The organism is Thiomonas sp. TH-17 (genome assembly GCF_057473305.1).
Genome location: NZ_JBYCKI010000011.1, coordinates 14,075 through 28,470, shown reverse-complemented (window position 1 = coordinate 28,470; position 14,396 = coordinate 14,075). Strand labels below are relative to the sequence as shown.

Here is a 14,396-nt window from a genome sequence, read left to right as displayed (position 1 = left end):
TTCAGCTCGAAACGCCGCGCGCCTATTTCCGCAGCGCCATCACGCCCAACGAGGCGTTCTATGTGCGCTATCACTTGCCCGACATTCCCAACGCGATCGACCTCAAAACCTGGCGTCTGGAACTCACCGGCAATTTCAAGCGGCCGCTGCAGTTCAGCTTCGATCAGTTGTTGCGCGAGTTCCGCAGCGTGGACATTGCCGCGGTGAACCAATGTTCGGGCAATTCGCGCAGCCGCTTTCAGCCGCGCGTGCCCGGCGGCCAGTGGGGCAACGGTGCGATGGGCAACGCGATGTGGACGGGCGTGCGCCTACGCGATGTGCTGGCCCGGGCCGGTATCGAAAAGGGCACGGTGCAGATTCAGTTCGAAGGGCTCGACCATGGGCCGGGTCCCGAGGGCAAAGGATCGCACCGCTTTTTCAAGTCGTGGGACGTGCACGAGCCCATCCTCGACGAGGCGGTCATCGCCTACGCCATGAACGGCGAACCGCTGCCCATGCTCAACGGTTTTCCGGTGCGGCTGATCATGCCGGGCAAGTTCGCCACTTACTGGACCAAACACCTCACCCACATCCGCGCGCTCACCGAGCCGGACACCAACTTCTGGATGAAGCCGGCCTATCAAATTCCGGATACCCCCAACGGCAACACCACCCCCGCGGATCTGAAAGCGGGCAAGGTGAAAATGGTGCCCATCGGCCACGTCAACATGCCCGTGCGCTCCTTCATCATCGACCCGGACGACAGCGCGCCCGTGGTGCACGGCATGCCCACGGTGATACGCGGCATCGCCTTCAGCGGCATGGGCGGCATCCGCAAGGTCGATGTCTCCACCGACGGCGGCCAGACCTGGAAGGCGGCCAAGCTCGGGCGCGATCTCGGCCGCTATTCCTTCCGCGAGTTTGAACTGGTGTGGAAGCCCGAACTACCCGGCTTGCAGACCCTCGCCGTACGCGCCACCGACACCGGCGGACATGTGCAGCCCGACAGCGGAGTGTGGAACCCCGGCGGCTATCTGTGGAACAAGATCGAGCGCCAGCAGGTGCTCGTGCTCGGCGCCTGAACGGGAGAGAAGATCATGCACAAAACCCTCAACCTCCTCACCCTCGCTGCCGCCGCTGGGCTGGCGCTGCTGACGCTCACGCCGCCATCGGCACTGGCCGAAACCCCGCGCCCCGGGCTGCTGAGTGTCGGCGACTATGCCGGAGGCCCGCTGGGCTCGGAACTGCAGCCCGCGCGCGTGCAGCCGGGCAACGGCGCGGTGTACCGGGTGGGCAAGTGGCCCACCTACACCGCCGAGCTGGCCGCCGGTCCCGGGCGCGACGCCGTGCTGGGCAATTGCAGCATGTGCCACAGCGTGACCTACATCACCATGCAGCCTCCGCTGCCTGCGGCGACGTGGGAAGCCGAGGTGCACAAGATGATCAAGACCTTCGGCGCGCCCATCCAGGAGGCGACGGCCAAGGAGATCATCACCTACCTGCAGACGCACTACACGCCAGACACCCGCAAGGAGTGAAAGAGCCCCCTGGGTCGGCTTGCCGACCCGCCCCCCGAGGGGGATGAGAAAACTTGGGACGGCCCGGCGTTTTCTCATGCGCTGCCAACCGCTGTCTTGTCAGCCGTTCTTGATGCGGCTGACGATGGCGTCGGTGAAGCGCTGGGTATTGGCCCGCCCGCCCAGATCACCCGTGCGGATGTTGTCGACATTCAGCGTATCGGAGATCGCCTGGCGCAGGCGGTTGGCCTTGTCGTGCAGATCGACGTGATCGAGCATGAGGGCGGCGGCCAGCATCAGCGCGATGGGGTTGGCGATGCCCTTGCCCGCGATGTCGGGCGCCGAGCCGTGCACCGCCTCGAAGATGGCCGCGTCCTGGCCGATGTTGGCGCCGGGCGCCATGCCCAGCCCGCCCACCAGACCGGCGGCCAAATCCGACAGAATGTCGCCGAACAGATTGGTCGTCACCAGCGTGTCGAACTGCCACGGGTTGATGACCAGCTTCATGCAGCAGGCATCGACGATCACGTCGTTGAGCTCGATCTGATCGGCGTACTTCTCCTTGTGCAGCAGGTAGGCGGTTTCCAGAAAGATGCCGGTGAGCGCCTTCATGATGTTGGCCTTGTGCACCACGGTCACCTTCTTGCGCCCCAGGGCGATGGCGGTGCGGAAGGTGTAGTCGAGAATGTTGCGCGCACCCTGCCGCGTGTTCACCCCGGTGGCAATGGCCACGGCGTGCGGGTCGCCGTCGATGGGGATGTAATGCTCGTAACCCATATACAGACCTTCGACGTTCTCGCGGAAAACCAGCAGGTCGATGTCGTCATAGCGGCCTCCGGGGATCAAGGTCTTGGTGGGCCGCATATTGGCGTAGAGCTTGAACGCCTCGCGCAGGCGCACATTGCTGGAGCGATAGCCGCCGCCCGAGGGCGTTTCCAGCGGCCCCTTGAGCGCCAGCCGCGTGGTGCGGATGCTGGCCAGCGTGGCCGCGGGCAGCGGGTCGCCCGCGGTCTTCACCCCGCCCAGGCCCGCCACCTGCGAATCCCAGTCGAAGGGCGCATCGAGCGCATCGAGCGCGGCCAGGGTGGCATCCATGATTTCGGGGCCGATGCCGTCTCCGGCGATCAGGGTGGCGGGAATGCTTGGGGTCATCGAAGTCTCCGTTGATGGGGCGCTGATTCAGCAAGCAAGGTGCGTGCCGCAACGCATGATGGCTAGGGCCTGGACAGACCCTAAACTGTAGCGAACGCATTCGACGACAAGGGAGCGAACATGAATTTCCGCAGCGGTCTGGTCATCCTGGTGATCGTGCTCATCGCCATCTTTTCCGCACTGAACTGGAGCGTGCTGATGGCGCCCACCGATCTGTCGCTGGGCTTCACCACGGCGAAGGCGCCGCTGGGGCTGATCATGCTCGGGCTCATCGTGGCGCTGGCCGCCGTGTTCCTGATTTACATCGTGGTGCTGCAGGCCGGGATGATGAGCGATTCACGCCGCGTCGCCAAAGAACTCAAGGCGCAGCGCGAACTGGCCGACAAGGCCGAAGCGTCGCGCTTCGACGAACTGCGCAACCTGCACAGCGCCGATCTGGACAAGCTGATGGCCCGCGTCGACCAACTCGACCGCGAATTGCGCAGCGCCATCGAGGCCAATGCCAACGGCCTCAGCGCCACGCTGGGTGAGATTGACGACCGTCTGCAACGTGCGGGCACGCCGCGGCTGATGGGGTGACTGACGATTCCCCACGTCGCGGGGAAAACGCTTTACTCCCTCCCCACTCGTGGGGGCGGCGGCGGAAAAAGCAAAGCCAGCCCTTGGACGGATTTGGGCGTTGAGGAAGTCTGCGCTCCGATCCGCATCACACTGGGCGCCAGACAGGTCGTGGCGTTGCAGGCCTGCACCCGCAGCGCCAGCGTGGCGCGCTGATCGGGCGTCAGCGCGGGCAGATCCAGCGTCACCCGCCCTTCCCAAACCGCAATGCCCTGCGGCGCAAAAGCCGGACGAAACTGTTGCGGCGGCGGATAGCGCACCCCCGGCAGCGGCTGGCCGCCGACCAACACGGTGGTGGCGATCAAATTCGGCTCGGAAGCCGGGTTCGCGTTGATGTGAAACCCGGGCGCGATGTGCAAGTGCAGCCGGTCGCTCGCCAACCATTTCACCTGCACCCGGTCTGAGGAACACGCGCCTTGCGGCAGCCCGGCGCAATCCGCTGGCCGGATGGGGGTTGTCTGTTGAAGCGACGTAAACACCGCGCGCCCCGCAGCGCTACCCAGCGTCTGCAGCAGATCGGGCCAATCGAGCGGGCGCGCCTGCACCTGCAAGGCCAGAGGCCGCAGCGCGCGGCGTGCCGCATCAGCCCAATGCGCCTGCCCGGTGCGCTGCGCCAATTCAAGCAGCACGGCAATGGCCGCGCTCTGCCCGGAAGGCCGATGCACATCACCCTGCAAGGGAGTGGGGAATGGCAAAGAATCGGTTGCGGGCGCCGAGCGCAGGCTGCCATCTGGCGCGGCGAACCGCTGCAGCAGAGCTTCGGCCAGGTCGCTGGCGCGCTGGCTCCAGCGCGCATCGTGCTGCACGCTGGCGAGAGTGAGATAGGCGCGGGCAAGCTCGGCGTAATCGTCGAGAAAACCGGGATTGCCGACGTGCCCGCCCGCCCATTGATGCACCAGCAGACGCTGATGCGGGCTCCAGGCGTGCTGCCACTCCCAGTCGGCCGCGCGCACGGCGGCCTCAGTCAGCGCGCGGTCGTCCAGCACCATGCCCGCCTGGGCCAGCGCGCGGATGGCCATCGCGTTGTCGGCGGTGACGATCTTGTCGTCGCGCCGCGGCTGCGGGCGATGGTTGCGCGCGGCGAGCAGGGCGCGGCGCTGCGGCGCGAGTTGTTCCAGCCGCGCGACCCACTGCCCCTGCCGCAGCAGGTGCTCGGCCACTTCGCGCCGCTGGCGCAGCACGCCTGATTCGCTTCCCGGATGCACGGGCGTCAGCGCGTAGAGAGCAAACCACGCCTGCGCCTGCCGCGGGCCGAGCACGCCGTCGATCTGCGTCGTCGTCCACAGATCGGTGGCGCCTTCCACCCCGCCGGTTTCGGCGGCGATGGCCGTGGCGAACACGCCCTGCGGCAGGCGCAGATCGCGCAACAAAAAGCCTGCGGTGCGCTGCGCCGTCCAGCGCAGGTCGGGCAGCCGGGTCTGCGCGTAGGCCCGCGCATAGACCGAGAGCAGTTGGGCGTTGTCCGACAGCATCATCTCGAAATGCGGCACCGACCAGCCGGGATCGACGGCGTAGCGGCGAAAACCGCCGCCGAGCTGATCCATCAGCCCGCCCTGCGCCATGGCCTGCAGGGTGAACACCGCAGCCTGCGTCGCTTTCGGCTCGCCCGCGCCGCCGCGCGCCAACAGCCAGGCCAGCAGCGGCGGCTGCGGAAAACGCGCGGCAGCAGTGGCTGAGGCGAAACCGCCGTCGAGGGCGTCGAAGCGGTGAAGCGCCTCGGTCTGCGCGGCCTGCGTCCAGGCCGCAGGGTCGATCGGCGCCGAGGCATCGCCCGCAATGGCCGCAGCCTGCATGGCCTGCGCGATCTGCGCGGCGATGCGCTTGACCTCGGCCGGATGCTGCGTCCAGTTCTTGTGCAAAGTCGCGAGCAGGGTGGGAAAGCCCTCCTGCTGCGCCGTGGCCTTGGGCGGGAAGTAGCTACCGATGTAGAACGGCTGTAGATCGGGGGTGAGAAAGACGTTGTTCGGCCAGCCGCTGTCACGCGTCATGAGTTGCCGCGCCAGCATGTAGATGTGATCGATGTCGGGCCGTTGTTCGCGGTCGACCAGCACGTTGACGAACCAGCGGTTCATCAGCGCGGCGATCTGCGGGTTGCGGTAAAGCTCGCGCTGCGCCACATGGCACCAGTAGCAGGCGGAGTAGCCGATGGACAGATAGATGGGCTTGTTCTCGCGCCGCGCCTTCTCCAGCGCCTCACGTCCCCACGGGTACCAGTCCACAGGGTCGTGGGCGTGCTCCAGCAGGTAAGGATCGTGCGAGGCGGCAAGCCGGTTCGTGGGGGCCGCCTGAGCCGCAGCCGTACCCAGTAAGACCCATGTGGCGAGGAACGACACCAGCGCTCCGAGGCGAAGCAGCGCTCTCATCAGCCCCCCTCCGCTTGCGCGAGCACGAGAGCCACCGCCTGCTCGCGTGCAGCCTGCACTGCCTGCGCAATCGCCGCGGCCTTGCCACCCGATTGCGTGACTTGCTGAGCAATCGCCCCCGCGTCCACGCCCTGCGCCGCATCCAATGCGGCCAGCAGGCGCGCGCGTTGCGGATACGGTTGCTGCGGAAAGTCGCCGCCACGTCCGCGATGATCGGCTTCGCAGGCCAGCAGCGCCTGCGCGAATCGTTCCGGTCGGCGCAAGGCGTCACAGCGCTGCAGCAGGCGCAGCGTGGCCTCGGCGCCGAAGCCCAGACAGCGGTGAATATTGCCGTGCTCGGCGGCCACCACGGCGGCCAGCTCGGCGCAGTCGGTCGGCACCCGCAGTCTTCGCGCCACTGCGGCCGCCAGCGCCACGCTGCGCTGCTCGTGGCCAATGTGGCGCGGCAAGACATCGGCAGGTGTTGTGCCCTTGCCCAGATCGTGCATCAGGCAGGCCCAACGCACTGCCAGCGGGGCGTCGAGTGCGACCGCCGCCTGCAGCACCAGCATGACGTGCACCCCGGTATCGATCTCGGGGTGATAGTCGGCCCGCTGCGGCACGCCCCAAAGACGGTCTAGCTCCGGCAGCAACCGCGCCAGCGCGCCACATTCGCGCAGCACGGCGAACAGGCGCTGCGGCTGCGGCTCCATCAGCCCGCGCGCCAGTTCCTGCCACACGCGCTCGGGAACCAGCGCGTCCACCTCGCCCGCGGCAACCATGTCGCGCATCAAGTCCATCGTTTCGGGCGCCACAGTGAAGTCACCAAACCGCGCCGCGAACCGCGCCAGCCGCAGAATGCGCACCGGGTCTTCCGCAAACGCCGCCGAGACATGCCGCAACACCCGCGCCCGCAGATCGCGCTGGCCGCCGTAAGGATCGATGAGCGTGCCATCCGCCGCGCGCGCCATGGCGTTGATGGTCAGATCGCGGCGCAACAAATCTTCCTCCAGCGTGACCTCGGGCGCCGCCTGCACGACAAAGCCGCGATAGCCCGGCGCCGTCTTGCGCTCGGTACGCGCCAGCGCGTATTCCTCGTGGGTTTGCGGATGCAGAAACACCGGAAAGTCGCGCCCCACCGGCAGAAACCCGGCGTCAAGCATCTGCTGCGGTGTCGCCCCCACCACCACCCAGTCGCGGTCGCCATGCGGACGCCCCAGCAAGGCATCCCGCACCGCACCGCCCACGACAAAGGACCGACCGGGAGGATGAACGACAGAAGAAGTCATGACGGTCAGTGTAAAAGCTCGCGGCCAAATGGAAACAGGCCGCGCGAGGCGGCCTGTTTCCATCAAGTCAACCTGTCATCAAGGCAACGAGGCTTCCCACAGCCCGTTGTCCGTTTTGTCGCTGTTCTGCCATGTGCCCTTTGCCGACTTGTTAGTCGCATCGAACTGACCGATATACGTGGCGCCAGTGCTCGTATTGCCCATAAACTGCCCTTGTTCATTCAAGGCTCCGGTCAAGGTGAAAGGCCCGTTCAATTTGGAAGTGCAGTTGCTCACGTTTTGGCTTGCGTCGATCACCCCTGATTGATTGACAACCACCTTGCAAGTACCAGAATCACCACCGGACGGCAACGATGAAGAGTAGCTGGCAGACCAAGTGCCAGCAAAGGCAGCTAACGAGGAAGTCGTGCCGGGATTGAGGTTCACCCCCGTGCTGGGCTGATCGGGATTCCAACTATTCACAACGGTGTCGCTGCCGACTGGCGCCGTGATGACTACGGCATTGTTTCCACAAGCCGTCGTGGACAACACATAACTGCCATCGCTGCCCGTTTTGTTAGGAGAAGTGGAACAAACTTGTCCAGTTGCTGGGTTGGTCGCCGTGACGTAGACACCGGAAACGCCACCTCCAGAACTGTTCGTCACCTGGCCTGAAACACAATCCGCCGTGCAGGTCACAGCTGTTGTTCCTCCACCCCCGCCCCCACCACACCCCGCCAGAAGCGCCGCCAGGCCCAACACGGCCACATGCCGGTAGTTCCACATCACGTTTTTCATACCCCCTCCGATTGTGTTTTCGAATGAACTGAATCGCCCAGCCCTGCTGCTTGGCGGCGATGTGGATGAAATTGTCCAACTTTCGAACAGCCAATTTTTCTGGTGTTTCAAAAATTGACACTTTTCGCCAAATCCTCCGCAGCTTCCCGCTGCTACGCTTAGACTTTACAAAGTCGCAAGCAGCGACAAACAGCGATATGAGTCCGGTCATCGAAATTCGTAATGAATAATGACCGTTTCTCTTCATTTTTCTGCAGGGACATCCCGGCGTATGGGGCAAGAAACTCAAGCGCGATTTACCGACTCCTGGTGCTCTGAAATTGCACAGTGGGCGGAGCATTTGCCGCTGATGACGGGCTGTTTCGATGCGCAGAGCCGGTTGTTGTATTGCAACACGGCGTATGCGAACTGGCTGGGCAAATTGCCGCAGGCGCTGCTGGGTGAACCTTTGGCGAGCCTGGTTTCGGGGCCGACGCTGCAGTCCATCACCCCGCATATCGACTTGGTGCTGCGCGGCCAGATCACGCAGTATGAGCGCCAGTCACCGTTCGAAGGCCACCACGGCGCCAGTTGGCTGCAGGTGCGTCTGGTGCCTTTTCCGCGCGAGGCCAACGAGCCGGTATCGGGCTATTTCTGCTTCATGCAGGACACCACCCGGCTGCATGCCAGCGACACTTCGCTCGACCTGCTGCGCACCAGCCCCGGGCTGACGGTCTGGGATTTGAATCTGCTGACCGGGCAGTTGCGCGCCGAGCAGAACTGGCTCGACGAGGCGCACCGGCATGAACCCAAGACCTTCACCATTCCCGAATGGATGGGCCATGTGGTGCCGGCCGATCTGCCGGCGCTGGAGCAGGCGATCGCGCGCATCAGCGCCCCCGGCGGTTTTGTGCAGACGGTGGAGACGCGCTTCATTCGCGTTGACGGCAGCATGGTGAGCACCATGAACCACGGCATGGTGCGCGAGCGCGGACAAGACGGCGCCGCCACGCGCATCTTCGGTCTGACCTGGGACATCACCGAGCTGCGGCAGACGCAGAAGCGGCTGCACCGCAGCGAAAGCCGGTTCCGCATGCTGGCGGAGTTGTCCAACGAGTGGTTCTGGGAGACCGACGCCGACGGCACGCTGAGCTATATCTCGCGCAGTTCGCGCCGCACCGAGGCGTCGCCTTTGGCCAGCCTGAATCTGGTGGGTCATAACCTCAGCGCACTGTACCCGGGGCAAGAGTTTTCGCCGGAATGGGCGCAGCTGCGCTTTCTGATGGAAGAGCACGAGGATGTGCACGACCTGGTCGCGCCATTCCGTCTGCAGACCGATCAGGCGCTGATGTGGTGGCGCATCGACGCGGCCCCGATCATCGATCATCTCGGTCTGTTCCAGGGCTACCGCGGCGTGATGCGCGACGTCACCAAGGCGCACCAGGCCGAAGAGAAGCTTGAACTTGCTGCCTACCGCGACTCCCTCACCGGCCTGGCCAACCGCACCCTGTTTGAGAAGCATGTCGAAGACGCCATCGAGGTCACCCCGCCGGGGCAGAGCTTTGCCGTGCTGTTCATCGGCCTCGACCGCTTCAAACTCGTTAACGACGCGCTGGGCCATGCGGCCGGCGATATGGCGCTGGTCGAAACCGCCCAACGCCTGGTGCAGCTTGCCCGCCCCAACAACACCGCCGCGCGCTTCGGCGGCGACGAGTTCCTGATTCTGGCGCGCGACGCGCACGATGCGGCGCAGGCCATGCGCCTGGCCGCGCTGGTGCAAGACAAGCTCAGCGAGCCCATCGAGCATGGCGGGCGCACCCTGCAGTTCAGCGCCAGCATCGGCGTGGCCGTGTTCCCGCAACATGGGCAGACCACCGCCGAGCTGGTGGGCCGCGCCGATGCGGCGCTGCACGAGTCGAAAGTGCTCGGGCGCAACCGCGTGGAGTCGTTCTCGGTGGCGCTGCAGTCGCGCATCGAACGCCGTTCGCAGCTCGAAGAAGAACTGCGCGCGGCCATTGCCCATCGCCGCTTCGAGGTGCATTTCCAGCCCATCTGGGCACGTCGACAAAGCGTGCTGTTGCACGACGAATCCGCCAGCCTGGAGACCCTGCGCCGCGCCTACGAGATCAGCGGCTTCGAGGCCCTGGCCCGCTGGACGCGCGGCAACGGCGAGCGGGTGCAGCCCGATGAGTTCATCTCCATCCTCACGGACGGCGGTCTGCTCGACAGCTTCGGCCCGGTGATGATGTCCATCGCCCTGGAAGGCTTCGCCCGCCTGCGCAAGGAGCAGGGCTTCGAGGGCACGATGGCCTACAACGTGTCGCCGCGACAGCTGCACGTCAACGCCTGCGTGCCCTGCGTGTCCGAGGCGGCCAACGGCTTTGGCGTGCCGCCCGACCGGCTGATGCTCGAACTCACCGAAAACGTGGAGATCGAGCACAACCCCGACCTGCTCGCCGTGCTCGACGCCTTCCGGCAGATGGGCATGCAGCTCTCGCTCGACGACTTCGGCGCGGGTTATTCCAATCTGGGCTATCTCACCCGGCTGCCGGTGTCGCAAATCAAGCTCGATCGCGCCATTGCCTCCGGCGTGAGCACCGACCGGTTCAAGGCCGCGATTGCCCGCGCCACCCTCACCATGGCCAAAACACTCAATCTGGAAGTGGTGGCCGAAGGCGTGGAGTCGGTTGCCGACCTGCTCTGGCTCGAGCGCGCCGGCTGCCCGCTGATTCAGGGCTGGGTGTTTTCACGCGCCCTCAATGTGCAGCAGGCGCTGAACCTGCTGCGCGATCTGCGCACGCAGTAAACCAACGGACGCACGCCCCACCCAAGGCAGGAACACGCCGCCGCTGCAGGGCCGCCCCAAGGCGGCGGCAGCCCCCTCGGGGGGCAGCGCAGGCGAAGCCGAAGCGTGGGGGCACCTATTCCGGCCGGAGCTCCCGCCGCAGAATCTTGCCGACCGGCGTCTTGGGCAGTTCGCCGCGAAACTCGATGAACTTGGGCCGCTTGTAGCCGGTGAGCTGCTCGTGCAGGAAGTCGCGCAGTTGCGCCTCAGTCAGCGCCGGATCTTTTTTCACCACGAACAGCTTCACCGCCTCGCCGGAATTCGCATCGGGCACGCCCACCGCGGCGGCTTCGAGCACGCCGGGATGCATCACCGCCACGCCCTCCACCTCGTTGGGATAGACGTTGAAGCCCGACACCAGAATCATGTCTTTCTTGCGGTCGATGATTTTCACAAAGCCCCGCGCATCGACCTCGCCGATATCGCCCGTGCGCAAAAAACCGTCGGCGGTAAAGGTGCTGGCGGATTCTTCCGGGCGGTTCCAGTAGCCGCGCATCACCTGCGGCCCCTTCAGGGCGATTTCGCCGGGCAGACCGGGCGCCACTTCGCGGCCGTTTTCGTCCACCAATTGCAACTCGGTCGACGGAATCGGCATGCCGATGGTGCCGCTGTAGCGGTCGGTGTCGGTGGGGTTGCAGATCGCCGAGGGCGAGGTTTCAGACAGGCCGTAGCCTTCGCAGATGGGGCAGCCGGTGCGCTCCAGCCAGCGCTTGGCCACGGCCTCCTGCACGGCCATGCCGCCGCCCAGGCACATTTTCAGCGCCTTCCAGTTCACCGTATCGAAATCCGGGTGGTTGAGCAGGCCGTTGAACAGCGTGTTCACCGCCGGAAAAGAGTGCACCTCGTACTTCGCCAGTTCCTTGAGCGTCGCTGGCAGGTCGCGCGGGTTGGGGATGAGAATCATCATGCCGCCCTCTTGCGCGCTGAGCATCATGATCACGGTGAAGGCGAAGATGTGATAGAGCGGCAGCGCGCAGATGGTGCCCAGTTGCTTACCTGCAGGCAGCTTGCCCAGCGCCGGGGCATACCACGCGGCGGACTGCACGATGTTGGCGACGATGTTGCGGTGGGTGAGCGTGGCGCCCTTGGCCACGCCGGTGGTGCCGCCGGTGTATTGCAGCAGGGCCACGTCTTCCGCCCCCACCTGCGGCGGGCTGAAGGCGAGGCCAGCCCCTTGACTGAGCGCCGCCTTCCAGGCCATATGGCCCGGCAGCGACCAGCGCGGCACCAGCCGCTTTTTGTGTCGCACCACATAGTTGACGATGGCGCCGAGCGGAAAACCGAGCGTTTCGCCCATATTCGCCACGATCACATGTCGCACCGAAGTCTGCGCGATGACCTGCTGCAGGGTATGGGCAAAGTTTTCGAGGATGACGATGGCCACCGCCCCGCTGTCCTTGAGCTGATGTTCGAGTTCGCGCGGGGTGTAAAGCGGGTTGACGTTGACCACCACCAGCCCGGCGCGCAGCGCTGCGGCGACCGCCACCGGATATTGCGGCACATTGGGCATCATGATCGCCACACGGTCGCCTTTGTTCAGCCCGAGCGACTGGAAATAGGCGGCCAGCGCCGTGCTTTGCGCACCCCACTGCGCGTAGCTGGTTTTGTGGCCCATGAAGGCGTAGGCGGGACGCTCGGCGTAGGCCTTGAAGCTGCGCTCCAGCAGCTTGCCGACATTGGAAAAAATATCCGGGTCAATGTCCGCAGGCACGCCTGCGGGATAGTTCGCCAGCCAGATCCGCTCCATGAAATGTCTCCTGCTTTGTCTTTGATCGGCAGTGAAACGGGAAAAAAGCACGCCCGTTCGATTTTCAGAACATAGCCGATTCGGGGCGATTCGGCTAGAGGCTGATCACGGCTTCGCTTCGGCGGCTGCGGCGCTTTCCTCGGCCGCCGCCGCGCCCAGGCGACTGCGCAGGGCCGCGATGCGCGCCATAGCGGCGTCCTTGTTGCTGGTCTTGGGCTGCCCAGTCTGCATTTCACCGATGAAGCGGCTGGGGCTGCGCCCCGCTGCGCCGCGCCCTTGTTTGCGCTTCTGGCACCAGCTCAGCACCAGGGTCTGGCGCGCGCGCGTCACGCCCACATACATCAGGCGGCGTTCTTCTTCCTGGCTGGCATCGGTCAGCGGCCGGTCGTCGGCGAAAAAGGGCAGCAGACCTTCCTCGCAGCCGGCCAGCACCACATGCGGCCACTCCAGCCCCTTGGCGGCGTGCAGGGTGCACAGGGTGACGGCGTCGCGCTGGTCGCCGCGCTCCTGCAACTGGGTGATGAGCGAAATGGTCTGGGCGATCTGGGTGAGGCCAACCTTGTCTTCTTCAGCCTTGCGCTCGATCCAGCCGCAGAAGTCGTCGACGTTCTTCCAGCGCTGCTCGGCCTCGCGCGGGTTGTCGCTGTGCTCTTCCAGCCAGGCGCGAAAGCCTATGGTCTCGAGCATCTCGCGCAGCAACTCGCCGGCCGGCGCGGTTCGGGCGCGCCATTCGATGTCGTGCAGCAGACGGCCGAACTCGCGCAGATGATCGGCGGCGCGCGCGCCCACCGCGGCAGGCATGGAATCGCGAAACAGCGCTTCGAACATCGACACTTTCCATTGCCCGGCGAAGGTGCTCAGCGCCGCCAGGGTTTGCGGCCCGATGCCCCGGCGCGGCGTGGTGACGGCACGCAGAAAGGCGGGATCGTCGTCGGAATTGGCCAGCAGCCGCAGATAGGCGCAGACGTCCTTGATCTCGGCCCGGTCGAAAAAACTCTGCCCACCGCTGACCACATAGGGAATGTTGGCGCGGCGCAGCGCCTGCTCCAGCGGACGCGACTGGTGATTGGCGCGGTAGAGCACGGCGATATGCGCCAGCTCGGCATTGCGGCCGCTGCGCAGCGCCTGGACGCGCGCGGCCACCATCTGCGCCTCTTCGTCTTCGTTCTGCGCGGCGCGCACCTCCACCGCCTCGCCCTCGCCATGCTCGCTCCACAGACTCTTGGGGTAGAGCTTGGGGTTGCTCTGAATGATGGCGTTGGCCGCGCGCAGAATGGCGTTGGTCGAGCGGTAGTTCTGCTCCAGCTTGATGACTTCAAGCGTGGGCCAGTCGGTCTCGAGACGGCGCAGATTGTCCAGTGTGGCGCCGCGCCAGCCGTAGATGCTCTGGTCGTCGTCGCCCACCGCGGTGAAGCGGCCCTTGTCGCCCACCAGCAGGCGCAGCAGGTCGTACTGCGCGGCGTTGGTGTCCTGGTACTCGTCCACCAGCAGATAGCGCAGCTTGTTCTGCCAGTGCTCGCGCACGTGGGCATGCTGCTGCAACAGGGTGACGGGCAGCCAGATCAGGTCGTCGAAATCGACCGCCTGATAGGCCTGCAGCATGTCGGCATAACGCGCGTAGACCTTGGCGGCCACGCGCTCGTCGTCGTTCTCGGCCACGCGCGCCGCCGCTTCGGGCGTGAGCATGGCGTTTTTCCACAGGCTGATGGTCCACTGCCAGCGACGGGCCTGGGCGTTGTCGGTGGTGGCGCCGGCATCGCGCAGCAGACCGGTGACGTCGTCTGCCGCGAGGATGGAGAACTTGGGCTTCAACCCCAGCGCCTGCCCGCTTTCGCGCAACATGCGCACGCCCAAAGCGTGGAAGGTGGAGATGGCCAGTTTGCTGGCCACGCCGCGTTTGTCCACCAGTTGCGCCGCACGCTCGCGCATTTCGGCCGCCGCCTTGTTGGTGAAGGTGATGGCGGCAATCTGTTCAGGCTCGAGCCCGGCGCGCAGCAGGCGCCCGATCTTGTGCGTGATCACCCGCGTCTTGCCGCTGCCCGCCCCGGCGATGACGAGGCAAGGCCCGGACAGATGGGCGACGGCACGTTCCTGGGCGGCGTTGAGCATGGGGCAGTTAAAGACGCAAAGCGGTGCAGTCTATCCGCTCAT

The 14,396-nt window shown here is 65.5% G+C and carries 10 protein-coding genes; 4 read left to right on the top strand and 6 right to left on the bottom strand.

Going from position 1 to position 14,396, the window contains the following annotated elements; all coding sequences use genetic code 11:
• Both AC2VLV_RS00725 and AC2VLV_RS00720 read left to right on the top strand, forming a co-directional pair.
• Positions 1-1,061, top strand: a 1,061-nt coding sequence (locus AC2VLV_RS00725; RefSeq protein ID WP_486988177.1) for a molybdopterin-dependent oxidoreductase, incomplete at its 5' end; no start/stop codon positions are given.
• Between the two features lie 15 nt (positions 1,062-1,076).
• The gene (locus tag AC2VLV_RS00720; protein ID WP_486988176.1) at positions 1,077-1,517 is read left to right on the top strand and encodes a sulfide dehydrogenase; all 441 of its coding nucleotides are present in this window, start codon (positions 1,077-1,079) and stop codon (positions 1,515-1,517) included.
• 99 nt (positions 1,518-1,616) lie between these two features.
• On the opposite strand, the gene AC2VLV_RS00715 is transcribed toward AC2VLV_RS00720, so the two are convergent.
• A complete protein-coding gene (locus AC2VLV_RS00715; RefSeq protein ID WP_486988175.1) occupies positions 1,617-2,648 on the bottom strand; it encodes an isocitrate/isopropylmalate dehydrogenase family protein in 1,032 nt (343 codons plus the stop codon).
• 120 nt (positions 2,649-2,768) lie between these two features.
• On the opposite strand from AC2VLV_RS00715, the gene AC2VLV_RS00710 reads away from it, so the two are divergent.
• The gene (locus tag AC2VLV_RS00710; protein ID WP_486988174.1) at positions 2,769-3,227 is read left to right on the top strand and encodes a LapA family protein; all 459 of its coding nucleotides are present in this window, start codon (positions 2,769-2,771) and stop codon (positions 3,225-3,227) included.
• 32 nt (positions 3,228-3,259) lie between these two features.
• Here the strand turns inward: AC2VLV_RS00710 and AC2VLV_RS00705 are convergent, their stop codons facing one another.
• The 3 genes from AC2VLV_RS00705 to AC2VLV_RS00695 all read right to left on the bottom strand — a co-directional run bounded on the left by AC2VLV_RS00705 (position 3,260) and on the right by AC2VLV_RS00695 (position 7,674).
• Positions 3,260-5,629, bottom strand: coding sequence for a thioredoxin domain-containing protein (locus AC2VLV_RS00705; RefSeq protein ID WP_486988173.1), 2,370 nt, complete (start codon positions 5,627-5,629; stop codon positions 3,260-3,262).
• Positions 5,629-6,897, bottom strand: a complete 1,269-nt coding sequence (locus AC2VLV_RS00700; protein WP_486988172.1) for a multifunctional CCA addition/repair protein — start codon at positions 6,895-6,897, stop codon at positions 5,629-5,631. Before AC2VLV_RS00700 ends, AC2VLV_RS00705 begins: the two co-directional genes overlap by 1 nt.
• 78 nt (positions 6,898-6,975) lie before the next feature.
• Positions 6,976-7,674, bottom strand: a complete 699-nt coding sequence (locus tag AC2VLV_RS00695) for a carboxypeptidase-like regulatory domain-containing protein (RefSeq protein WP_486988171.1) — start codon at positions 7,672-7,674, stop codon at positions 6,976-6,978.
• A 271-nt stretch (positions 7,675-7,945) separates the two neighbouring features.
• Here AC2VLV_RS00695 and AC2VLV_RS00690 point away from each other — a divergent pair, with 271 nt between their 5' ends.
• Complete coding sequence (locus AC2VLV_RS00690; protein WP_486988170.1) at positions 7,946-10,459, top strand: sensor domain-containing protein; 2,514 nt, start codon at positions 7,946-7,948, stop codon at positions 10,457-10,459.
• 115 nt (positions 10,460-10,574) lie between these two features.
• Here AC2VLV_RS00690 and AC2VLV_RS00685 read toward each other — a convergent pair whose 3' ends face one another.
• A complete protein-coding gene (locus AC2VLV_RS00685; protein ID WP_486988169.1) occupies positions 10,575-12,245 on the bottom strand; it encodes a long-chain-fatty-acid--CoA ligase in 1,671 nt (556 codons plus the stop codon).
• A 105-nt stretch (positions 12,246-12,350) separates the two neighbouring features.
• Positions 12,351-14,354: an ATP-dependent helicase gene (locus AC2VLV_RS00680; RefSeq protein ID WP_486988168.1), complete on the bottom strand. Its 2,004-nt coding sequence runs from the start codon at positions 14,352-14,354 to the stop codon at positions 12,351-12,353.
• Positions 14,355-14,396: the final 42 nt, after the last annotated feature.